Raw genomic sequence first — 23,203 nt, 5'->3', positions numbered from 1 at the left:
CCATGGTTCTTTCCGTGATGAGAAGTAGAAGGCGCGTCCTGCGAGTTGGTGCGCTGGTCGTGGCAGCGTGCTCCTTCGCGGCGATGACTCAGGCCGCTCCCGCCCTGGCGGACGGAGATCGTGATGCGGCCGCGACGGCCGCCGCGGAGGCCGAAGCCACGGTGAATGCCCTCCAGTCTCAGCTGGAGGGGATCGATGCCTCGCTCGCCCAGGTTTTCATCGACCTACAGGCCCTCAACGGGCAGATCCCAGTTGCTCAGGCTGCCTACGATGCTGCGGCCGCGACCTACGACGCTAAGTCCCGGGAGCACGCCACGATCCTGGGGGAGCTGAATGCCGCTCAGGGCGAGCAGGGACGAATCGACGAGTCTCTGACGCAGGCGAGCGCGCAGGCCAACGACGCGCAGCGGGCGATCGCTGACCTGGTTCGTCGCAAGTACCGGGAGGGGAACATCGACCCGGTTGCCGTCGCCCTCACGGCCGGTGGAACTCAGTCGATCACGGAGCGAGCGGCGGCGGCCGACATGGCGCTGCGCACCGAGAGCCAGACCATGACGGCAGCGCTTGACGTGTCCTCGTCGCAGCGCACTCGGGCCACGCGCCAGAGCGCGATCACGGGCCGCATTGCCGAGCTGGAGGAGAAGGCGGCGCAGGCGGAGGCCGAGGCCCAGAGCGCCAAGGATGAGGCCGACGCCAAGCTCACCGAGCTCAATGGCCTCAAGGAGCAGGCCACCGCGAAGCAAGCGGAGTGGGACGCTCAGAAGGGACAGGTCGAGGCCTCGCTGAGTCAGGCCGAGGCCGACTACCAGGCGCGAAGCGCCGAGTTGGCCGCCATCGACGCGGCCAACCGGGCCTCCGGCACCAGCTACGTCTCCTCCTCCGGCTTCCGCAACCCGCTGGACATTCCGATCGTTGTGACCAGCCCGTTCGGGATGCGCTACCACCCGGTGCTGGGCATCATGAAGGGCCACTCGGGAACCGACATGGCCGCCGACTGCGGCACGGTCATTCGCGCGGTCGCCTCGGGCTACGTCAACGCGGTGTCTGCGGACGTGTCGGCGGGCAACTACGTGGATATCAACCACGGTATCGTGGGCGGGAACTCGGTGATCACGGAGTACCTGCACATGCAGGCGCAGTATGTCTCGCCGGGGCAGTATGTCAACGCCGGGGATGCCCTGGGGGAGGTCGGTTCCACCGGATACGCCACCGGCTGCCACCTGCACTTTGGTGTTCTTCAGAACGGAAGCTACGTTGAACCCATGGATTACCTGTAATCCGCGTTAGGATTGACCCCCGTAGCGTTTTCGCTGCGGGGGTCAGTCCTTGCGGCCGGGGAGCATCGTCGAAGGGAGGCAGGCATGCCGAAGGAATGGAAGAAGCCCAAGCCCACGGAGGGCCAGCGCGCGAAGGCGGCCTCCGACGCGAAGAAGACGATCGCCCGCAACAAGAAGGCGCGCCACGACTACACGATCGAGGACACGTGGGAGGCGGGCCTGTCCCTCATGGGCACCGAGGTCAAGGCTCTGCGCATGGGACGGGCCTCCCTGGTCGATGCGTGGGTGGAGATCAACGGTGGAGAGGCCTGGCTCTACGGCGCGAACATCCCCCTGTATTCCCAGGGGTCGTGGACGAATCACGCCCCGACGCGCAAGCGTAAGCTGCTCCTTCACCGGGCTGAGATCGACCGCATGGCCGACCGGGTGTCCGCCAAGGGCTACACGATTGTCCCGCTGGAGCTGTACTTCATCGGTGGGCGCGTGAAGGTGGAGATCGCCCTGGCCAAGGGCAAGCAGGAGTGGGACAAGCGACAGGCGCTGCGTGAGAAGCAGGATCAGCGCGAGGCCGAGCGCGCGATCCGCCGCTATGTGAAGCAGGCTCGCAGGTAAGGGAAAGAAGGCGACCTCGTGCGAGGTTCCGTGAGGATATTTCGTCGTGATCTTGTCCGGCTGGTGAGCGTACCGGCCGCCTGGATTGTCATCATCGGCATGGCGTTTGTTCCCGCGCTCTACGCGTGGTTCAACATCGCTGGTTTCTGGGATCCCTACTCTCAGACCTCGCACATCCGCGTGGCGGTGGCCAACGAGGACGAGGGAGCTACCAAGGAGCGGCTGGGCACGGTGAATGTCGGCGCGATGCTGGAGTCCAAGCTGGCAGACAACACCCAGCTGGGGTGGCATTTCGTCAGCGCCGACGAGGCGCGAGCCGAGGTGGAGCGCGGTGATTCCTACGCGGCTTTCATCATCCCAGCGTCCTTTTCGCGCGACCTGACGGGAATCGTGGACGGCAGCTACGTGAAACCGAACATCGCGTACTACGTCAACGAGAAGAACAATGCCGTCGCGCCGAAGATCACGGGGGCGGGCGCGACGGCTTTGGACCGCCAGATCAACTCGGCGTTCGTGTCGACGGTGGCCAAGATTTTGTCGGAGAAGGCGTCCGAGGCCGGGGTGAGTATCGCGACCACCGCTGACCAGAAACGTTCGGACGTATCCGCGTCCGTGTCCGAGGCCTCGGCCAAGCTGGACGGCGCCTCACAAACCCTGGGTGGCATGGGGGAGAAGATCGACGTGGCGAAGGCCTCGGTGGCCTCCGCGCGCACGACCCTGAGCGAGCTGGACGCCGCGGCCTCTGACCTCTCGGCATCACTGGACCAGGCGGACCAGCTGGTGAGCGATTCTCGCTCGTCCCTGGCGCAGTTCTCGACCCAGATGGGCGGGGCCCTTGACGGGCTGTCCTCCAACGCGGCGAGCGCCCTGGCGGGCGTGTCCGCGAACGCGGGCACCCTTGACGGCGCGGTGCAGGGCGCGTCCGGACGCGTGGGCGGCCTGCTCGCCGAAGGCACGTCGATCAACGACTCGGTGGGCGAGGTGCTCGCGGAGCTGAACGCTCTGGGGATCGGGAACCTGCCTGCGGCGGGCACGGCTCTGACCGACCTGACGAACCAGAACGCGGCGCTGTCTGCGGCCCTCGGCAACCTGACGACCCTCAACTCGGGCCTGTCGGCCACGTCCACCTCGATCACGAACGCGCTGACGTCAGCCTCCGACGCGTCCGCGGCTGTGTCGGCCTCGGTGACGAATGCTCGCAGCGGCGTGTCTTCCCAGCTACCCGCGATTTCGTCGGCGCTGGACGATTTCTCGAGCGCGTCCTCGTCGATGCGTGGCTCGCTGGACACGCTGCGCAGTCAGCGCGAGCAGGTGTCGGGCCTGCTCGACCAGCTCGATTCCCTCTTGGACGGGGCGAAGACGGCGACCCAGACCAGCTCGACGAATGTCGCCGCGATCAAGACCGACCTCGACTCGGTGGCGACGGACATCTCGGCGCTGTCCTCCTCGAATACGCTGCGCGACCTGGCGAACGCCCTGGGAGTCAACGCCGAGTCGATCGCCTCTTTCATGGCCGCGCCGACGACGATCGAGACGCAGGCCGTCTACCCGGTCGCGGCCTACGGTTCCGCGATGGCTCCGCTGTTTACGAACCTGGCCCTGTGGATCGGCGCGTTCTCGATTGTCCTCCTTGTCAAGCTTGACGTGGATGAAGAGGGGATCGGCCCCACTTCCTCTGCAGCCAAGTACATGGGCCGGTGGATGCTGCTCGCTTTCTTCGCCCTCATCCAGGCGCTCGTCGTGTCGATCGGTGACCTCATCATCGGCGTGCAGACCGTGTCGCGCCCGGCGTTCGTGGGGACAGCCGTGATCATTTCGCTGGTGTTCGTGTCGATTATCTACATGCTGTCGACGTGCTTCCAGCACATCGGCAAGGGCTTGTGCGTCATCATCATGGTCGTGCAGATTCCCGGCTCTGCGGGCCTGTACCCGGTCGAGATGCTGCCCTCCTTCTTCCGGTTCCTGCACCCGCTATTTCCCTTCACCTACGGCATTAATGCGCTGCGTGAGATCGTGGCTGGGTTCTATGGGCACACCTACCTGTTGTGCTTGGCTGTTCTCGGCGGTGAGGCGCTGCTTGCTTTCGCGATTGGCCTCGCGCTGCGGCCTTTCCTGGTGAACTTGAACGCGATGGTGACTCGCGACCTGGCGTCCTCCGGGCTCTTCCTGGCCGAGGCGACGCGCGTTCCCTCGAACCGCTACCGCCTGACGCAGATCGTGGCGGCCCTGGCGGACCACGACGGCTTCCAGCGCTCGGTCAGCGGTCGTGCCGCGCGCTTCGAGCGCCGCTACCCGAGGATTCGCCGCGTATCGATCGTCGTCGGCATTGTCGTCCCGGTGGCGCTCGCCGTCCTGTCGGTCGCGAACGTCGCGGAGGTGCCGATCGTGCTGGGCGCGTGGATCGTGTGGGTCCTTCTCGTCATCACCTTCCTGATCGGCCTCCAGTACGTTCGCGAGGCCTTGGCGCGCCAGCAGCTCCTCGGCGCCATGGATGAGGGGGACGTGCGCTCGCTGCTCACCCGCCGCGTGCAGGGCGCGCGCTCGCGCATCGCGCGGGGTGCTGCGGCCGTGGGCGCGTCGATCTCGGCGGCGCTGGCCTCCTCCCTCGGTGAGCGCGGGGGAGAGGACGCGGACGAGGCCGACCCCGGCCTCGGCGATGAGGACGGCGCGGGCGACGCGTCGGAGGCGGCGAAGGGAGAGCAGCAGTGAGGACCATTTGGGCCATCTACCGCGCCGACCTGCGCCGCGCGCATCGTTCCCTGATCGCGAGCGTCGTCGTCTTCGGCCTGGTCGTCATCCCGTCGCTGTTCACGTGGTTCAACGTGGCGGCGTCGTGGGACCCGTTCGGGAACACGAAGAGCCTGCGCATCGCGATCGCGAACACGGACGCGGGCTACAAGTCGGACCTGGTGCCGCTGCACATCAACATCGGCGACTCGGTGGTGTCCGCGCTGCGCAAGAACGACAACTTCGACTGGGTCATCGACTCGCAGGAGGCGGCCATCGAGGGGACGCGCTCGGGGGCGTACTACGCGGCCATCGTCATCCCCGCCGATTTCTCCCAGGACATGCTCACGTTCTTCGACGGGGGAGCCTCCTCCGCGCCGATGACCTACTACGTCAACGAGAAGAAGAACGGCATCTCGCCGAAGATCGCCGGCCAGGGCGCCGAGGCGGTGAGCGCCCAGGTCAACCAGATCTTCGTTCAGACGCTCTCCGAGGTCGCCTTCGACACGGCGACGTCGGTCGGGAATGCGCTGTCCTCGCCAACGGCCGTCAATACGGTGACGGCGCTCGACAACCGCGTGCAGACGGTTGCCTCGCGCCTGCGCACGGCGGCGGACAGTGCGGACGCCTACGCGTCGCTCGTGGGCTCCTCGGTGACGCTCATCGACTCGACGACGACGCTCGTGGATGGGCTGGGGAGCGCGAAGGGCTCCGCGCAGTCCGCGGTCTCGAGCGCCCAGGCTGGGGCCAGCGGACTCGGGTCTGCTGCTTCGGCGGCGGTGTCGTCGGTGTCCGACGCGATCTCCTCGTCGCAGTCCTCGCTGGACTCCCTGTCGGGTGCCGTCGACAACGTGTACGCGAATGGCTCGACGAGCGCGTCGGATGCGGCCTCGACGCTGCGCTCTCAGGCCTCCGTGTTGGACGCGCAGGCGAGCAGCTTCGCGTCGATCAAGTCGACGCTCGCGTCTCTGCCAGGCTCGCCCGTCTCCCAGTCCTCGCTGGACCGCCTGCAGGCCGCCTCGGATCGGCTGACCGCAGTCGCGAACGGGCTGCGTGCCGCCGCCCTTGACGTGGACTCCAAGGTGGCGAACGCACAGGCCGGGCACGCCGCGGTTAACGGTCTTATCGCCCAGGCGCGCTCCGCGGTCGATGGCCTGTCCTCCGACTACGAGACCAACCTGCGGCCTCAGCTCGAATCGCTGGCCTCCACCCTGGCCTCGGCCCAGTCCTCCCTGAGTGTCGTCCGCACGTCCCTGGAGAGCGCGACGTCGACCGCCTCGAACGGGAGCGGAAGCGCGCGTGCGGGCCTGAGCCTGCTGCGCGAGAACCTGACCGGCGCGGCCACGAGCCTGCGCGAGGCAGCCGGCAAGCTTGACTCCCTGCACGCGTCGATCTCCGAGGTGCTTGCCGGGGGAGACCTGACGACGCTGGGAACGATCATCGGGAATAATCCCGAGGCCCTGGCGGCGGCCATCGCGGCCCCCGTGGGCGTGGAGAAGACCCCGGTCTACCCGGTCGCGAACTTCGGTTCCCAGATGGCACCCCTGTACTCGATCCTGGCCCTGTGGGTCGGGTCCGTGCTCATGGTCGTGTCCATGCGCTCGGACGTCACGGACTCCAACGTCGTCGAGGGGCTGGCGGAGGTGGATCCGCTGCGCGCGACCCTCACGGCCAAGCCCGTCGGCCTGGCCGCCGGGTACCTGGGACGCTACCTGATCTTTGGGACTATCGCGCTCGCCCAGGCGACCCTCGTGGGGCTGGGTGACCTGTACTTCCTGAAGGTCCAGCACGTCCACCCGCTGCACTTCATGGGCACCCTGTGGCTGACGGCCATCGTGTTCTCCTTCCTCATGTACACGTTCATCGCGACGTTAGGGAACGCGGGCAAGGCGCTGGGGGTGCTCCTCCTCGTCCTGCAGATCTCGGGCGCCGGGGGAGCATTCCCACTGGCGATCCTGCCGTCGTTTTTCTCCGCGATCTCACCGTTCCTGCCTGCGACGCATGCGATCACGGCGCTGCGGGCCTCGATCGCCGGCTATTCGGGCTACGAGTACGGGGACGCCATGTGGTTCCTCGCCTCCTTCATTCTGTTCGCCGCGTTCCTGGGGCTGGCGTTGCGGCCGCTGCTGGTGCGCAGCAACCGGCGCATGGTGGCGAAGCTGGAGTCCACGAAGCTCCTCTAGGGAACGGCTCGTCCTCGGGCCGCGAATTCTCCGGCGAGGGATCCGGACAGCGACAGCTGTGTCCCTCCTCCCCGCGTCACTGGCGAGAGAGCGGGCGCGTCCCTGCTTGTCGCCCTTGACGGCGGGGGAGGGGTGCCATATACTGGTGTGTCCGGCGGTCTGCGGAATGGCTGAGCGTCGGTGAGTTGAAAACTCAAGAGGGGATGATCGGTTTCGACAGTGGTCGTCGATCGAAGTGAAGCGAGCCGAGGACGTGCGCTCAACTCGTTAACGATGCGTGCAAACCAATAGGTGCCGAACAGAATCGCACCGACTACGTTCTCGCTGCCTGATATCGCAGCCTGAACCTTTAGTCCGTCAGCCCGGGAGCTGCTTCCGGCCCGGTGTCTGGCGTCGTCTAGGGAGCCACTGGGTGTCGCCCATGTTGGTGGGGCGGCTCCGACACTCAATCAACTGAGCCCATCCGGCGGTGAGTCTACGCGGATGCCGGGGGCCGAGAAATACACTCGTAGACTGCGCTCGGAGAAGAATTCGGGGTCGGCTATTGGACGGGGGTTCGATTCCCCCCATCTCCACAATCTCCGCCACAATCCTGAGGATCTCAGTGATTGTGGCGCTTTTCTTCTATTGCCGCAATGTGCGTGTGAATACGCGCGTGAATATACGCGTCCTGAATGAATCCAGAGTTCTTCGGAAAAGGGCATCAGAGAATCTGCTTCCCGTATGAAAACGTATGCAGATTACGATTTGGTGAAGCTTTGGGGGACAAGTCCCTATTTCTTGACGAGATTGCCGCAAATGCTCTACTATCTCCGGTGTGGAAACGTATCCACAACTCCGAACTGTGCATAGACAACATATTGCAACGGAAGGCTCAATGATGCGCGCACGCTACGCTGCTCTCCCCGCCGCACTCCTGGCACTCTCTCTCGCCGCCTGCTCTGCCCCCGAAGGCCAGAGCACCCAGGGAGGCTCCGCCTCGGCAGATACCCTGAATATTGCCTGCTCCCAGCAGGAAGATTTCTGCCAGGCGATTGTCACCGCCTACACCAGGGAAACCGGTCAGAAGGCCACATACGTTCGCCTGGGTGCCGGCGAAGTCCTCGCCCGCCTCGAAACCAACCCCGGTGAATTCGACGTCTGGTCCGGCGGCCAGGCCGAAAACCACCTCGTCGCCAACGACAAGGGCAAGGTCGAAAAGTACGTCTCGAAGAACGCCTCCGCACTGCCCTCGCAGTACAACAACGCCGAAGGCATCTGGTCCGGCTTCTACACCGACTCCATTGCGTTCTGCTCCAACAAGAAGGAACTCGAACGCATCGGCGCACAGGCTCCCACCTCCTGGCAGGACCTGCTCAAGCCCGAATTCAAGGGGCGCATTGCCATGCCGCACCCTGCCACCGCAGGCGTTGGCTACATGGCCATGTACACCGTCGCCACCCTGAACAACGGCGACCAGGAGAAGACCATTTCCTACTTCAAGGAACTGGTTCCCAGCATCATGCAGTTCTCCAAGTCCGCAGCAACCGGTACCGAACAGGCCGGACGCGGTGAGGTGGCCGTTGCCATCGCCCTCGACTCCGACTGCGAAAAGGCCAACAAGGCCGGATATTCCGACCTGGTCACCACCTACCCCTCGGAAGGCACCGGCTACGAAGTGGGCGCAGTCTCCGTCCTCGCGGGTGCACGCAACCCCGAAGGCGCCAAGGCCTACATGGACTGGTTGCTGACCACCAAGGCTCAGGATCTCTACGCGGACGTCCCCTCCTTCGCAGCACCCACCCTGCCTGACGCCAAGGTCGGTCCGAACGTCCCCAAGCAGGACGTCGTGAAGCACGTGGACTGGGATGTACGCAAGGCAGCTGACTCTCGCGCCAACTACATCGGCATCTTCGAAAGCCAGATCGCCGGAGCAAGCTCCGCCAAGTGAGACCACGGGGTGCGCGAGAACCCACTGAGGAACTCGCGCAACCCGTGTGCGTCTCTCCTGCCGTTTTCATTGGAGACAAGCTATGAGCATTCCACAGCTGCGTAAAGGTCGGCAGCTCGACATCCCCGTCGCCCTCATCACCACGGTGACCGTTATCGGGCTGATTCTCCTCCTGGGAATCCCCGTTGCCAGACTCATCGGTATCGGCGTGTCCGAACGCGGGCTGGCAGCTATCACCCAATCCTTCGGCGCCAACGTCGACACCCTGGTGAACACCCTGGTGCTGGGACTGTGCGTCGGAATTGTCGGAACCTTCATCGGATTCGTCACCGCATTCGCCCAAGTGTTCCTCACCTTCCCCGGGAAGAAGCTCCTGCACTGGGTGACCCTCCTCCCCACGATTTCCCCGCCCTTTGCGACGGCCACCGCCATCATCACCCTGTTCGGTAAGCGCGGCATCATCACCTACGGAATCTTCGGCATCGAGAACAACATCTACGGCCTGGTGGGTCTGGTCATGGTGCTCTCCCTGACCTTCGCGCCCGTGGCCTACCTTAATATCCGCGGCATGATGGAAAACTTCGACAGCTCCCTGTTCGAAGCATCCGCCACCCTCGGAGCGCAGCCGCTGAGTACCCTGGTGAAGGTCACCATCCCCATGGTGGTTCCCGCAATGCTGGCCTCCTTCCTTGTGCTTTTCGTTGAAGGCATCGCTGACCTGGCAAACCCCCTGGTACTGGGCGGTGACTTCCGAGTCCTGGCCAGTCAGATTTACTTTGCCGTCGCAGGAAGCGGTGACATCGCAAGTGCCGCAGGAATTGCCCTGGTGCTGCTCCTGCCCGCACTCACGGTGTTCGCCGTTCAGAAATACTGGTCGAACCGTAAGTCTGTGATCACCGTGACCGGTAAGCCCGTGGGCTCCCTCAAAGAGGTCACTGCGTCCAGCGTCAAGATCCCCATGCTCGTCCCCGTCTACGGGTGGATCGTCTTCGTCATCGTCGTCTACATGACGCTCTTCGTGGGAAGTTTCGTCAAGATCCTCGGCGTTGACAACACCTTCACGATGGAACACTTCTGGTACGTCCAGCGCCTGGGATCCTCCGCAATTGTCACAACGCTGTCGATGACCCTGGCCGCCGCTCCGATCGCAGCCGTCATGGCGCTGATTATTGCGTGGTTGGTCGTCCGCAAGTTCCCGAAGATCGGTAAAATCTTGGATTTCTGGGGCATGCTCGGTATAGCAATCCCCGGCACCGTCCTCGGTCTGGGATTCGCCCTGGCCTACTCCAACCCCACGTGGCTGTTCGGCAAACAGATTCTGCCCACTCTGGCAGGTGGCTTGGCCGTCGGAAGCGGCGCCATCGCCATCATCCTGGTCTACATTGCGCGCGCCATCCCCACCGGCCAGCAGGCCTGTATCTCCGCGCTCAAACAGATCAACCCGCAGGTGGAAGAAGCCGCGCGATCCCTGGGAGCCAGCCAGGTGTCCACCCTGGTGAAAGTGACACTTCCGCTGGTGCGTTCCGGCATCGTCACCGCCGTCACCTACGGCATCACCAAGTCCATGACCATGATCACCGCGATCATCTTCATTACGACGCCTCAAACCAAGGTGATGACCTCCCAGATCTTGGACGAGGTTGATGCCGGGCGTTTCGGCCACGCCTTCGCCTACTGCACCCTCCTCATCGGCCTCGTGCTCATCATCTTGATGATCGCCAACCTTCTTGTTAACCGACTGAATCGCTCCACCAGGACGGTAGTGAAATGACGACTGAACACCACACGCAGGCAGGCGCACTCCAGCTGCGCTCTGTCACCAAAATCTACGATGCCAAGCAGGGGCAGCACCGAGCTGTTGACAGCATCAACCTCGACATTGAGGCCGGAAAATTCGTGACCTTCCTGGGACCGTCCGGCTGTGGGAAGACCACGACCCTGCGTATGATCGCCGGATTTGAGGACGTTACGGAAGGCGAAATCACCCTGGACGGCCAGTCCCTGGTGTCTGTCCCGCCCGAAAAGCGCCCCATGTCGATGGTGTTCCAGTCCTACGCGCTCTTCCCACACCTGACGGTGAAAGACAACGTGGGATTCGGTCTGAACTACCAGAAGCTCCCCGCCGCAGAACGTGAGCAGCGGATCGCTGACGGTCTGGCGCTCATGGGGATCGAACAGTACGCTCACCGCTACCCGCATCAGCTGTCCGGAGGCCAGCAGCAGCGCGTTGCCCTGGCGCGAGCACTCGTCATGGAACCGAAGATCATCCTCTTCGACGAACCCCTCTCGAACCTGGATGCGCGCCTGCGTCTGCGCATGCGCAGCGAAATCCGTGCACTCCAACAGCGTCTGGGACTTACCGCGATCTTCGTGACCCACGACCAGTCCGAGGCTCTCACCATGTCCGACATGATCGTGGTGATGAGCGCGGGCACCATCGAGCAGGTCGGGGAGCCGCGTGAAATCTACCATCGCCCGGTGAACCGCTTCGTGGCCTCCTTCATGGGAACTGCATCCTTCGTGGCCGGCACGGTCAGTGAGGTACGAGGCGACCGCTACCTGGTGGCCACCCCGCTGGGTGATCTGGACACCGCGGGAGTCCCCGGACTTGGTGTTGGCGATCACGTGGAGTTGGTCGTCCGAGCAGAAAACACCGCGGTCGGCCTGGATGCACCCGGGAACGAGCAGGCAGGGGAGGGCAGAGACGTGGCTCTGGAAGCCACAGTGCGCTCCGCAGCCTTCGACGGCTCGGTCAACACCTACGTCCTGGACACCGCGGCGGGCACCCTCGAAGGCCGTTCTCACGGCATGAATGAACTTCATGCTGCCGGAGAGAAGGTCACCTGTGTGATCTCGCGCGAGTCCCTGTGGGTGATTCCCGCGGATTCCTCGGAGAAATAAAAGGTCGGAACCATGCGACGCTTTTTTGATCGTGAGGATACGCGGTGGCGCCGAGGAAATGGTGCGCTCCACTTCTACCTCGCGCCCCCCGAGGATTCCCCCCTGTGGGACTTGGTGCGCGAGGCGGAAAAACCCCTGTCAGCGCTCCCACAGATCGGTATCCAACCGCCGGAGTGCATCCACGTGACGGTGCAACGCCTCGATCTGTATCGAGACGAGATCAGTGACGCCCAATGGGAGAAACTGCGCTCGCAGATGGATCGTCGCATGGCGCAGATCGCCCCCTTCACGTTGACCTTCGCTCCGCCGGCCGTCCAGGAACGGGCAGTGGAAGTGATTTCCCCAGAGAACCCCTCATTTACGAGGCTGATCGACGCTGTGCGTGACAGCATCGTTGACGCGGGGCTGGGGGAGGCGCTCACGGATCCGCCGTTTGGCCCCCATTTCAGCCTGGCCTATGCGGTTGCGGGGACGAGTAGCGAAGAGGATCGGGCGCTTGCTGATGCTCTTCACGCTCTGAAAACCGACAATTCGATGGAGTGCTCACAGATCGCTCTTGTCGAAGTCGATCAAGACCAAGAGGCCGGTATTTTTTCCTTCCGTCCTCTATATACTTGGACGGTCGGAACCCCGCGCTGACGTCGGGGAATACCCCACCACTCACTGAAAGGCGGATGTTCGAGGATGCCCAGAAAGAAACGAGCCAGCATCATTGATGTGGCTCAAGCAGCGGGAGTGTCGCAGGCGACTGCCAGCCGCGCACTTTCTGGGCATCCCGCCGTCAGTTCCCAAGCGCGCGTCGCTGTGCGCCAAGCTGCCGCCCGCCTCGGATATGTGCGAAACCTCGGTGCTGCTGGGATCGCCAGTTCCAGCACCACCACTGTCGGCCTTTTGGTGCGCAACATTGGACACAGCTTCTATGGGAAAGTTGCAGAAGAACTCCAAGCGCACACCGACGAACTCGGGTTAGAACTGCTGATTACCGCCGGAGGCGACAGCGAAGAAGGCCAGATGCAGGCCATTAACAACCTCGTGGGACACGGGGTGGGCGTGGTTATCGTTGCTTCTGGTCGAGTATCGAACGAGGCCATGCAGTATGCGGCTTCCTTCGTCCCGCTCATTACTATCGGCTGTGGGGAAACCCGCCCTGAATTTGATTCCGTGCGCATCGATCCCGCGTATGAAGCGATGCTGGCACAAAAAGTTGTGGCCTATGGACACCGGAAAGTTGCTGTCACCGCCACCAGCCACCCTCTCGCGGCCACCCTGCATGCCCGTACCGCAACCTTCATTACCCAGCTGGTTGTCGACGGCGTCCAGCCACATATCGTGACGTCTCACAGCGACTACGGTGAGGATCTTTTCGACGGCATTGACCGGGCGATTGATGCCGAGTGTACTGCGGTCATTACGGGAAGTGATCTGATTGCGGTGAAAATTTTGGAACACTTGGCGTCGCGAGGGATTGCCTGCCCGGAGCAGGTGTCGGTGACAGGCTTTGACGCGACCGGTCCGTATTCTTCACCGCTTTTGAACCTGACGACGGTTGCGCAACCGGTGCGTGAATTGGCGAGGCAGACCGTGCTGCTCGCGCAGGAACGCCTAGCCGGTTCCGAGGCGCGCAACGCCTCGATTCTGGTGCCCGGAGAGTTCATCGAAGGAGGAACTCTGGGGCGCCTTCCTGAGGTCAAATAGGGATCTTTTCTCGTGAAAACGGACTGTGGGTGGAGGGGATCTATAGCTTTCTCCTCCACCCACAGACGTCGCTAGCGAACAATCACTCGATCAATATCAGGAGCCCATGGGGTGTTCCCTGAGATGGTCACAGTATTTGTACCGGAGTGGAGTTCGACTGGAATATCAACGGTTCGGACGATTTCCCATCCGCTGGGCTGCCCGTCATTTCCTTTTCCGGAACGTGGAGGTGCCACCACAATATTGCGGTCGTTGACGCGTAGCAGGAAAGGTGGTTGAGGAAATCTCTGGGATGCTTGCCCTCTACCCCGACGAGGAGGTTGAGCGCGCCTCACGCTGCCATGGCCACCAACAAAAGGTGATCGCGAGTCGGCACGAGTTCGACACGTGCCCCCTGAGCTCCACAGATTCCCACTCATCGCCTGCAATAGCAGCGATGCCCGCCTCGGCTGGGGTACGCGGTGGGTACAACAAAACGGCCCCGGCCGCCGGAAGATGTCTTCCAGTGGCCGGGGCCGCGTTGGTATCCTCCTCAGATGTCGGACATGATCTCGCTTGGAGGGTCCGGGATGGGCAGAAGCCTCATCCCTTTCGGGAGCGTCAAGAGAAGATCCTCGATGATGCGCTGGAGCTTAGCGCTCCGACGACGTTATCGAGTTGGACCCGCGGCACTGCCGCCCTCCTGACCGCGCCCCCGGCCTCACCCTAGATGCCAGCGCGGATCTGACCGCCAGGAGTCACGACCCGCACCCGCTCGAGAAGACTCACCCCGCCGATTCGGATTCTGGCGAGCACCTGGTAGACCGCCCACGCCGTCGCGAGGAATGACGTTCGTCGGCGAACAAGGTAAAGAGATGCGCCCCAGCGTTTGCAACGCGGGGGCGCGAGAGCAGGCGAAAAGGTTGCTCGTGAAGAAGGATATCACGTCCCGTCGGTCTTTGTGGCTGTGACGATCGTTGAATGGTGGCCTGGCCTTGGCGTTCGGCCTTGTGAAGGGGCTGGGTATGCGCGGCCTCGAGAACCAAGGGGGCTGGCCCGAGTGGTTGCTTGTTCCCGGCCTGGTACTCGCTGGCTTGGCGGTGGTGTTGGTTCGCTCCGATGCGTGGGAGGGTGCACGGTTGCGCTGAGAGTACCGTCCACGGTACGGTGCGCCTCGCGGCTCAAAGCTGGAGAACAACACCGAGTGAACAGTGGAGTGTATTCCTCAGATTGAGAGCGTGGAGGCACGGCAATGAATGCGCGTGCTCCGTCTGGTGGCGCGATCGCGGTGTTTGCGGCGCAGGTCGTGTCTGCGTCGCCCGCTGGTTCATTGCCCTGGGCCTGTACCCACGCGCCGGCAGTCTCGTCGGGCCGGGCCCGGCTCTCATCGCCGAGGAGATCGACCTGCCCGGCGGGGTTGTCGAGGCCTGGTAGTGCCGCGCCCAGACACAATGCCACTCCTGAGGGGCCGAGAACGCGCCTAAAACGGGCACTGTTCATGCGCCCAGCGCACAAAGACTCCCGCGAGCGCCCATGTGGGTCTCGTCGGAGTTTGGTGTGGGGTGGGTCATCGTGAGGTAGTTGAGAGCAGTGCTCGTCTAGCGGCGAGGTTGATGACCTCGGCGCCCTGCTGCTGGTGGGCTGCGTTGGAGTTGGTGCCTGTCCAGGCGGTGATAAGCGTGGTGGGTACGCCTGTTGCTTCGCTGACTCGTTTGAGAGGGGTGCCCGGCCAGGCGCGTTCGGTTGCCTGCGTGAGGAGTGAGGGCCTTTCGACGGGGACGTCAACGGGTTCGTCGAGTCGCCAGCCGCGCGCGTTGATCTGTCCGTACATGCTCTTCGCGCGCCCGGGCGAGATCAGGTGTAGCCCTTCGGCGCGCTTCACGATGGCCATGAGTGACACCCCGAATCGTGCCTTGAGGCGCATGTAGTCGGGAATCGTCGACCGCTCGCCAATTGAGGCGCGCATGGGTGCCGCTGGCAGGAGGAGCGCTCCCGCGAATTCGAAGGCCATGCGTTCACGTGGCGACCTCGCACGAGGAGGGGTCGCCAGGTCGTGGTCGAAGAGCAGATGAGCGAGCTCGTGGGCGATCGTCATGCGCTGTACGTCGCCCCGCTCGGGCCCCAAGGTTGCTATCACGGGCCGATTCTCACTGGCAGAGGGGCGCGATACGCCCGCCATTGTCGTTCCATAGGAACGTTGTGGGTCCAGGTTTGCGACGACCGCAACACCCATACGCTCCACCATGCGAGTCATCGATGCGACCGGGGCGTCCGCTCCTAATCCTGCGGCCTCACGGACCGCCGTGGCTGCATCGTCCGCATCCATGTCCAGCACGTCGGGAGGTGTGAACGGATAGTATCCCGAACGCTGCGACGCTGCGCGCCACAGGTCCCCCGCAAGCTGCGCGAGCGCCCCGATCCTACGCTCCTCAAAGGCCCTCGTCGACGCCTTCTTGCGGAACGTCACCGCAGCAGCGTCTGATGCCCGCGGCGCGCGCGCAAAGAATGAGAGGGGAACGGTGAATTCAGCAGCGAGCCGAACAGCCAGGTCCTCGGAAAGCGGTGATACGCCGTGGATGACCTTCGAGACAGCTCCCTGCGATACTCCAAGCCGCTCGGCTACCTGTGCCTGCGTTATCCCCTCCAGGGCAAGGAGAACCCCCAGGCGCCCACCGTAGTAGTTAGCCCGCGAAGCCATGTCCCTCAGCCTCGTCGGCGTCGATCTGCGCAAAGAAGTCCTCCTGCGCGTTCTCTTGCGCATCAGTGAACCGCAAAGACTTCAACCCCTTGAGGTCCTCGCTCAGGGGAATGCTTGCATCGATAGGAGTCTTACCCAGGTACCTTCCTTGCCCCTTCGGGTGAACCAGGCGCAGGGTGAAACCGTCATCCGCGCGGCCAGGGGTGTTGTTGTCCCACAGGAGCAGAAGATTCAGCTGGGGTATCGGGCTGTCGACCTCAAGGAGAGGGGGTTGCCAAAAGGCCTGTCGTGCCCCATTCCTGCCCGCAGCTGGAACCCCGCTGGGGAAAACCGTCGGCGACTCCTTCAAGAATCGCGCAGTGACATCGTCCGACTCTATGATCAGTTGCGCCATCTGCTGCGGCCTACCGGCAATGCGCCACCCCGGAGGAAGAATCTCATCGGCCATCAGGAGCTCACGCAGACTCGCGCGCGACGAGCGGACGCAGCGCAGGGTATCTCTCGTGCGCGAGGCCGCGCATACGTGAATCGGCGTCCTGAAGCGCTGCCCCATGCGCGGACCACATGGCGGGGGAGAGAGCTTCGGCTGCGCGCTGGATAACTGCAATCATGTCCTTGTTGGGCATAATATTCCTCCTCGTGCCTACGAGGAATACTATGCGTCAAAAATACACGTTGCGCCGTGGGTCGAGACCCCCTCCTCGCGTTTGTGCTCAACTTCCGGATGCGCCCGCGTCCCTGCGGCGATCGCCGCCTGCTGCCCCACCAGCGGGGTCGATAACGCGAGGAGCGGTCATCGTTGTGCCTCCACATCGTTTCGAGTGAGAAGTGGAGAGCTTTCTCGAAGGATCACGCGGTGACCGCACGCATGTCAAACGGGCCGATCACCACACGGTTGCACCACTATGTGGGACGCTACCGGTCTTGTGTGCTGAGGCGCGATGTTGTGATGGTTGGGCGCGGAGTTACCGTTGCCTCTTGATACCCCCAGGGGTATTATTGCTCTTGTTGTGGCAGGCGCGCCTCGGCATTGGAGACAGGAAGTGAGCGGAACATGCGAGTAGTGGTCGTCGGAGGGGTCGCGGGTGGCATGAGCGCGGCGGCGCGCCTGCGCAGGCGCGACGAGGCAGCGGAGATCATCGTCCTGGAGCGCGGGAGCTACGTGTCTTTCGCGAACTGCGGTCTCCCGTACTACGTCGGCGGCGAGATCGACGACCCCGCCAAGCTCCTCCTGCACACCCCGCAATCCCTCAAGGCCGCCCTGAATCTGGACGTGCGCATCAACTCCGAGGTCACGGAGATCGACCCCGATAACCACTGCGTCGCGGTCGCCGACATGGGCGCGGGCAACACCTACACGCTTTCCTACGACTACCTGATCCTCTCTCCCGGCGCGCTCGCCGCACGTCCGCCGATCGACGGCCTCGACTCCCCGCGCGTACACGCCCTCCGCACGGTTGACGACGCCCTCGCCCTGCGCGAGGCGACGGGCAGTCGCGCCGTCGTCCTCGGAGCCGGCTTCATCGGTATCGAGGCCGCCGAGGCCCTCGCCGCTCGTGGTTTCGAAACCCACCTCGTCGAGCTCGCCGAGCACGTCCTGCCGCCGCTCGAGGTCGAGATGGCAACGCTGGTCGCCCAAGAGCTGCGAAACCTGGGCGTGCACGTCCACGCGGGCGTCGCCGCCCAGGCCATCGCCCACGCTGACAACAACGATGTCGTGACCTTCTCCGACGGCACCGCGCTGGACGCCGACATCATCGTCCTGTCCACCGGCGTCCGCCCCGACACTGCGGTCGCCCAGGCAGCTGGCATCCGGACCCGCCGGGGCTACGTCCTCATTGACGATCACGGTCGCACCAGCGCCGACGACATCTATGCGATCGGCGACGGCACGATCGGCTGTGACCAGGACCATCCAGTTGCACTGGCCGGTCCCGCGAACCGCGGCGGACGCCTCATCGCCGACGCGATCGCCGACGCCGAATGCGGCGAGGCCACCGCCCGACCTATCCCGAGCCCCCAGGGCACCGCTATCGTCCGGGTGGGCGGTCTCACCGCCGCCATGACCGGTGCCAACCGCGCGACCCTGGACGCTGCGGGCGCCGAGTACTTCACGGTGCACACGCACGCGAACCAGCACGCGGGCTATTTCCCCGGTGCCCAGCCCGTGCACATCCTCATGCACGTCGGCACCGACGGGCAGATCCTCGGCGCGCAAGCGGTCGGCGCCGAAGGCGTGGACCGCAGGATCGACGTCATTGCGACGGCGATGCGGGCCCGCCTCGCAGCCCCCGATCTCATGGACCTGGATCTGGCGTACGCGCCACCGTATGGCCAAGCCAAGGACCCGGTGAACCAGACCGGCATGGTCGCCCACAACGTGCTGACCGGGCAGCTGGCACTGACCGGACCAAACGAGCTCACCGAGGACATGCCGGTGTTGGACGTGCGCACGCCGGCCGAGTACGCGCAGGGTCACATGCCCAACTCCTTGAACATTCCCCACACGCAGCTGCGCGACCGCCTCGACGAGGTGCAAGCCTGGGTCGACGAGGAGATCGGCGACCGGCCATTCGTCGTCATGTGCGCCGCCGGCGTGCGCTCCTGGATTGGCTACCGCATCGTGCGCGCGGCAGGCTTCAACGTGACCATGCTGTCGGGCGGTATCCAGACGCTGCGGGCGTGGCTCGGCGAGAGGGCCGAGACCGTGCTCGCCGCGGAAGGGGACCGCTAGCGCATGGCAACGCAAGCACAGATCGTCAATCGCCTCAAACGCGCCCGCGGCCAACTCGACGCTCTCATCGAGCAGCTGGAAAGCGGGGACGGTAACTGCCGGGAGGTCTTGACTCAGTTCGCGGCCGTTAACTCCGCGATGAAACGAGCCAGCTACCTCGCGGTCGCGACGATCATGTCGCAGTGTGCGCAGGAGGTTGTCGGCTCACGGAACGAGGCCGACCCTCTGTCGGCGCGAACGGAATCGTTCGTGGCCGCGGACAGGGTGACGATGGAGGAGCTTGAGCAGCTTTTCCTCCGCCTGACCTAAAGCGTCGATAGATCCACTATCACGAATAGAACACTTATCAATGCGCAACGAATCCGCAACGGATCCGAGGCACAACACCACAAGGAGAAAACAATGTGTCGACCCACCACCTGCGAGGTATGCGGAAAGACCACCTGGAAGGGCTGCGGCAAGCACATCGACTCGGTGAAGGCCCGGGTGCCCGACGAACAGTGGTGCAATAAGGAGCACACCGACGAGGAGTATGCCGCCGCCCGGAAGAAGCGCGGCCTATTTGGCAGCTTCTGCGGATAGCTAGTTGCCCGAGGCCGTCTCCTCGTGGGGACGCTGAGGGGTGTGCAGTCAACGCGTCGATGGGGTCCAGCCTTGGTGCTGGCTCCATCGACGCATAGTCATGTCATCGGAGCCGCTCGGGTGTCGAATCCCATTTTCTTTCTGATCATTCACGTATCATTGATTCATGAGGTGGGCGACAAGATCAACGTGGATTCGTATTGCTGTGCTGTTCGGCCTCTACATGCTGGTGCCGGCGGCTTGGTTCAGCTTCATGTCCTTCTCGGACTCGATGGACATCGTGAAGAGCCTTGTCTTCCTGATCGTGCTCGCGATCCTGCCGGTACTAGCGATGGCCTTCGGCGCGTGGGACGGTGTGAAGGAGGGCTTCAGCTTCCTGTGGCTGCTCGCTCCCTTCGTATGTTTCTTGGCGCCGATGTACCTGTTCCTCAACGACAGTGCCCTCATCTACGGGGTGGGCTATAGCCTGCTCGGCTTCGCGGCCCATGGCCTCGGCGCGCTGGCCTTTCGCAAACGTGCGAGAGGGCAATAGCAGAGTCTGATATCAGGCTGGCTTTGCAGTGGAACGAAGCGATTTGTTTGTCAGGCTCATTTCGTAAAATGAGCGCGCAATGTTGCGCAGTTTGAATAAGTATGAAAGAATCTGTAGTCAGTGGAAAGTGAAAATTCTCGAGAGTTTGAGCATTTTTGCCTTCCTTGATTGTTTGGATACCGTGTTGAGTGAGAAGGTGGCTCGTCATGGCTCGTAGGCTGGTGTTTGTGCCTGGCTCTGAGAGTCCGTATGTTTCGGAATTGTCTCTGGAATTTGAACAATTTTCCGGATCTTCTATTCAGCAGAAGCGGCGTTCGATTGCAAGGTTGCATGCGTCGTATGTGGCTAAGTTTCCTTCGTCGCGCGTTCTGGAGGTTTCATCCAAGAGTGAAAGAGACCTTGGAGTTCAGTTAAGCGCTTTCAATTTGATGATTGAGCATCCGGAACGCGGAAGTTACAGTGTTGAATGTGCGTTCCAGGCTTCAAAGGTGTTTGCGCATGGTGGCCCGTTTGTTGATCTTCTCGATGTCTCGAGTCGTGCAGCAAAAACAGATCGGCGACTGAGGGAAAGTGGAAAGCTCGTCGGTTTCAAGTATTTTGCACATGAATTCCCATTAGAGCCGAAGACTTATTTTTACGACTGGTTGTACGCCTCGGCTCTTTGTCGTGATGATGAGATCGTTGAGCAGGTAATGATGTTCGATGCATTCACCGATATCGAGCATAATCCTGAGCGGTCGATCAACTGTCAGGCAAGGACTGTGGCTAAAGTGGTGGGTCTTGCCCGCGCGGGGCTTCTGGAGGATGCCCTGCAGTCGCCTCGAGCGTTTCTGGAACTTGGGTATCGATAGCTTTTTGTTGACCTGTCACTTTGTTCGACAGTGGAGGAATAGTGTGATCTCGGATCGAGGTTCCGTGCTCGCCTACGCGGATAGGTTGCGAACATGTGGATAGGTTACGAGCATGTGGATAGCTTATTAACCTATCCGCAAGTGAATAACCTATCCGTATCCGCATAACCTATCCGCGTGAGCCGTTTGCTCCACGCGACAGCGGGAGCTAACGCCCCTCTCGGACGAGCCTGCGCAGCATCGCCCCGTACGTGAGCGAACCGCGGCTCGTGTACTCGCAGTGCCCCCACCCCGCCCAGACGCGCAGCTTGGCCTGCGGATAGAGTCGCGGAATCACGCGCCGCGCGAGTCGCAGGTCTGAGTCTTTCTGCCCGTACGTGAACGTGCAGCGCCGCTGAATGGCGGGTGAGAGGGGTGGCAGGCTGACGTGCGAGCAGTCGCGTACGATCGCGCGGATGCTCTCTTCGCTCATCGCGGCGAAACTAGCGACCATCGCGTGAGCGGCCTGCTCGCCGTAGAGGCGCGCGAGCTGGCGTGCTCCGGCCTCGGGATCCCGCACGGCCTTCCGGTGTTTCGTGACCATGACACGGCTGAGAATGGACCCGCCGACTCGGGCCACGGGCCCGCCCGAGTAGAAGCTCACCCCTTCAATATAGAGTCGGTCACATGCGAGGTCCGGGAATCGCAGTAGCTCGAACAGGATGACCCCGCCGAGCGACGCGCCAAATCCTAGAGACAAGCGATGTACTCCTTGGGAGGTCAGTCACTCGTTGATCACCGCCGCCTCTGCCGCTGCCGCCACGTAGGGGACCCCGGCCTCGTCCCCGTGGGCGGACAGGTCCGGCACGAGAAAGCGCAGGCCGGAGCCCATGTGATCGCAGAGCGCGGCCTTCATGCTCAAGGCCGAGGACAGCATCGGGTGAATGATGAGAACGGTGGGACAGTCCTGTCCGCAAGGCCCGTAGATGTGCATCTTCATGGTGTCGCTCAAGGATTGTGAGCAGCGAGTTGGTCGTTGAGGTTACAGGTATTCGCGGGGGTCGAGTGAAGCTGTAAAGTGGTCACGCTTCATGGAAGTCGTCCAGATTCGCGCATCGGTTTTGATGTTGCCGAATGTTCGTCTGTCGGAAGGGTCATACCACTTTGAGGCTTCGATCTTCGCAGTCTGGAGTTTGTGTGCCTCGTCAAGGGCTGGGGCAAGGTCTGTATCTCGTGAGCAAGGGTAACCACGTCGTAGTTTCCTGATCGTTCGAGTCGAACGAGTGCGAGGGCACACATGACATCGACGCCTTTTTCTCTGCGAGTTGAGCGAATCGGAGTTTTCTGGCCGTCGTGCCACTCCCAGTTGTATTTCTGAGGACGCAGAGTTACTGAAACTATCCCCTGATGTCCGTACTCCCACTGTGACTTTTGTTCAAGGTTGCGACGGTAGCCCTCGGGGTCGTCATCTGGGATTGGGATTCCACGGAAAACTTCAATGCGAGCGACTTCGACCTCGTGCAGGCCGTCGCTGTTGCGCGCCTTCGCGAGTTGTTTTGCGAAACGGAATGGCTCGATGAGGCTCTCTTCGATAGGGCGACCCGCAAGAAGAAGCTGGACTGCTCCTCGGCCGAGTACCTGACGATCGACGAGGGAACGTGCGTGCAATGCATGCACGTCGGCAGCTACGACAACGAACCCGCAACCGTCGAGGCCATGCACGCCTACATGGAAGAACGCGGCTACACGCTCGACCTCACCGAGGCGCGCCTGCATCACGAGATCTACTTAAGCGACGCGCGCAAGGTTGCACCCGAGAAGCTCAAGACCGTCATTCGACACCCCATCGCGCCCGCGACAACCGCAGCCTCTGCGCAAGGGCAACCGCGCCACTGACCGGGCGCCAGGGTGCTCCGGTGACTCGCGGTGCGGCACGCCCCTCCCGCAACTTGCTGGCCGCCGGGCGCCGGGGCCGGTAGTGTTGGCTTGTTCACCGTATAACGCGAAGGAGTAGATCATGCTAGTGGTCACGACCCCAACGGTCGAAGGCGCGCCCATCAAGCAATACATCGGGATGGTCTCGGGCGAAACGTTCGCCGGCGTCAACATGTTCAAGGACTTCGGCGCGAGCCTGTCGAACATGTTCGGCGGACGCGCCTCCCAGTACGAGGAGGAGATCGGCAACGCCGCAGCGACCGCCGTCAACGAGATGTGCGCCCGCGCCCAATCGATGGGAGCAAACGCCGTCGTGGGAGTGAAAGTCGACTATTTCACCGCAGGCGCGGACAATGGCATGCTCGCCGCGATCGCGACGGGCACGGCAGTCATCCTGTGATCCGTGCGGTCGATACTTCGACCGCGCGCGAATGAGTCCGCCGACCGACTTCCCGGGCACCTCGTCCGCGAGCCAGTCGGCGGACTCACTGCGTTCCCGTGGCACACCGGAGACGCGAGTGCGCCTCGCCGAGGAGAATAGAAACTTACCTCATGCAATAATTATATAGGCACAACTAAGTTGATGCA

The 23,203-nt window shown here is 62.9% G+C and carries 20 protein-coding genes and 1 other RNA gene; 17 read left to right on the top strand and 4 right to left on the bottom strand.

What is annotated here, in order from left to right:
* Positions 1–2 precede the first annotated feature (2 nt).
* From NQK35_RS05175 to NQK35_RS05130, 10 genes are all read left to right on the top strand, one after another.
* On the top strand, positions 3–1,277 hold the full coding sequence (locus tag NQK35_RS05175) for a peptidoglycan DD-metalloendopeptidase family protein (protein ID WP_009213415.1): 1,275 nt from the start codon (positions 3–5) through the stop codon (positions 1,275–1,277).
* A gap of 84 nt (positions 1,278–1,361) precedes the next feature.
* Positions 1,362–1,889, top strand: coding sequence for an SsrA-binding protein SmpB (gene smpB, locus NQK35_RS05170; RefSeq protein ID WP_009213416.1), 528 nt, complete (start codon positions 1,362–1,364; stop codon positions 1,887–1,889).
* A gap of 18 nt (positions 1,890–1,907) precedes the next feature.
* The gene (locus NQK35_RS05165; protein ID WP_257114730.1) at positions 1,908–4,598 is read left to right on the top strand and encodes a YhgE/Pip domain-containing protein; all 2,691 of its coding nucleotides are present in this window, start codon (positions 1,908–1,910) and stop codon (positions 4,596–4,598) included.
* The gene (locus NQK35_RS05160; RefSeq protein ID WP_257114728.1) at positions 4,595–6,799 is read left to right on the top strand and encodes a YhgE/Pip domain-containing protein; all 2,205 of its coding nucleotides are present in this window, start codon (positions 4,595–4,597) and stop codon (positions 6,797–6,799) included. The genes NQK35_RS05165 and NQK35_RS05160 overlap by 4 nt, the downstream gene beginning before the upstream one ends.
* A 199-nt stretch (positions 6,800–6,998) precedes the next feature.
* Positions 6,999–7,377: a transfer-messenger RNA gene (gene ssrA, locus NQK35_RS05155) on the top strand.
* Between the two features lie 299 nt (positions 7,378–7,676).
* Positions 7,677–8,729 carry an ABC transporter substrate-binding protein gene (locus tag NQK35_RS05150; protein ID WP_257114727.1) on the top strand — a complete coding sequence of 351 codons (1,053 nt, stop codon included), beginning with the start codon at positions 7,677–7,679 and terminating at the stop codon, positions 8,727–8,729.
* Positions 8,730–8,811: 82 nt separating this feature from the next.
* Positions 8,812–10,500, top strand: a complete 1,689-nt coding sequence (locus tag NQK35_RS05145) for an ABC transporter permease (RefSeq protein ID WP_257114726.1) — start codon at positions 8,812–8,814, stop codon at positions 10,498–10,500.
* Positions 10,497–11,630, top strand: a complete 1,134-nt coding sequence (locus NQK35_RS05140) for an ABC transporter ATP-binding protein (RefSeq protein ID WP_257114725.1) — start codon at positions 10,497–10,499, stop codon at positions 11,628–11,630. The genes NQK35_RS05145 and NQK35_RS05140 overlap by 4 nt, the downstream gene beginning before the upstream one ends.
* Before the next feature lie 114 nt (positions 11,631–11,744).
* Positions 11,745–12,269, top strand: coding sequence for a 2'-5' RNA ligase family protein (locus NQK35_RS05135; RefSeq protein WP_257114767.1), 525 nt, complete (start codon positions 11,745–11,747; stop codon positions 12,267–12,269).
* A 45-nt stretch (positions 12,270–12,314) separates the two neighbouring features.
* A complete protein-coding gene (locus tag NQK35_RS05130; protein ID WP_257114724.1) occupies positions 12,315–13,325 on the top strand; it encodes a LacI family DNA-binding transcriptional regulator in 1,011 nt (336 codons plus the stop codon).
* Between the two features lie 1,546 nt (positions 13,326–14,871).
* Here NQK35_RS05130 and NQK35_RS05125 read toward each other — a convergent pair.
* Complete coding sequence (locus NQK35_RS05125; protein WP_257114723.1) at positions 14,872–16,002, bottom strand: helix-turn-helix domain-containing protein; 1,131 nt, start codon at positions 16,000–16,002, stop codon at positions 14,872–14,874.
* Positions 15,986–16,450 carry a hypothetical protein gene (locus NQK35_RS05120; protein ID WP_257114722.1) on the bottom strand — a complete coding sequence of 155 codons (465 nt, stop codon included), beginning with the start codon at positions 16,448–16,450 and terminating at the stop codon, positions 15,986–15,988. The genes NQK35_RS05125 and NQK35_RS05120 overlap by 17 nt, the downstream gene beginning before the upstream one ends.
* 606 nt (positions 16,451–17,056) lie before the next feature.
* Here NQK35_RS05120 and NQK35_RS05115 point away from each other — a divergent pair.
* The 5 genes from NQK35_RS05115 to NQK35_RS05095 all read left to right on the top strand — a co-directional run bounded on the left by NQK35_RS05115 (position 17,057) and on the right by NQK35_RS05095 (position 20,701).
* Complete coding sequence (locus NQK35_RS05115) at positions 17,057–18,736, top strand: FAD-dependent oxidoreductase (RefSeq protein WP_257114721.1); 1,680 nt, start codon at positions 17,057–17,059, stop codon at positions 18,734–18,736.
* Positions 18,737–18,739: 3 nt separating this feature from the next.
* Positions 18,740–19,045 carry a metal-sensitive transcriptional regulator gene (locus NQK35_RS05110; RefSeq protein WP_009213425.1) on the top strand — a complete coding sequence of 102 codons (306 nt, stop codon included), beginning with the start codon at positions 18,740–18,742 and terminating at the stop codon, positions 19,043–19,045.
* A gap of 93 nt (positions 19,046–19,138) precedes the next feature.
* Positions 19,139–19,318, top strand: coding sequence for a hypothetical protein (locus tag NQK35_RS05105; protein WP_009213426.1), 180 nt, complete (start codon positions 19,139–19,141; stop codon positions 19,316–19,318).
* A 166-nt stretch (positions 19,319–19,484) separates the two neighbouring features.
* Positions 19,485–19,850, top strand: coding sequence for an iron ABC transporter (locus NQK35_RS05100; protein ID WP_257114720.1), 366 nt, complete (start codon positions 19,485–19,487; stop codon positions 19,848–19,850).
* 206 nt (positions 19,851–20,056) lie between these two features.
* Positions 20,057–20,701, top strand: a complete 645-nt coding sequence (locus tag NQK35_RS05095; RefSeq protein ID WP_082157917.1) for a DarT1-associated NADAR antitoxin family protein — start codon at positions 20,057–20,059, stop codon at positions 20,699–20,701.
* A 208-nt stretch (positions 20,702–20,909) separates the two neighbouring features.
* On the opposite strand, the gene NQK35_RS05090 is transcribed toward NQK35_RS05095, so the two are convergent.
* Both NQK35_RS05090 and NQK35_RS05085 read right to left on the bottom strand, forming a co-directional pair.
* Positions 20,910–21,344, bottom strand: a complete 435-nt coding sequence (locus NQK35_RS05090) for a hypothetical protein (RefSeq protein WP_232209869.1) — start codon at positions 21,342–21,344, stop codon at positions 20,910–20,912.
* Between the two features lie 120 nt (positions 21,345–21,464).
* The gene (locus tag NQK35_RS05085) at positions 21,465–21,680 is read right to left on the bottom strand and encodes a hypothetical protein (protein WP_009213431.1); all 216 of its coding nucleotides are present in this window, start codon (positions 21,678–21,680) and stop codon (positions 21,465–21,467) included.
* 431 nt (positions 21,681–22,111) lie between these two features.
* Here NQK35_RS05085 and NQK35_RS05080 point away from each other — a divergent pair, with 431 nt between their 5' ends.
* A complete protein-coding gene (locus NQK35_RS05080) occupies positions 22,112–22,576 on the top strand; it encodes a GyrI-like domain-containing protein (protein WP_257114719.1) in 465 nt (154 codons plus the stop codon).
* Between the two features lie 121 nt (positions 22,577–22,697).
* Positions 22,698–23,015, top strand: a complete 318-nt coding sequence (locus NQK35_RS05075) for a heavy metal-binding domain-containing protein (protein ID WP_009213433.1) — start codon at positions 22,698–22,700, stop codon at positions 23,013–23,015.
* The last annotated feature ends 188 nt before the right edge of the window (positions 23,016–23,203 follow it).

Source organism: Schaalia odontolytica, from assembly GCF_024584435.1.
GTDB lineage: Bacteria > Actinomycetota > Actinomycetes > Actinomycetales > Actinomycetaceae > Pauljensenia.
The sequence above is the reverse complement of the archived record's forward strand: the minus strand, read 5'-3'. Positions and strand labels throughout refer to the sequence as shown.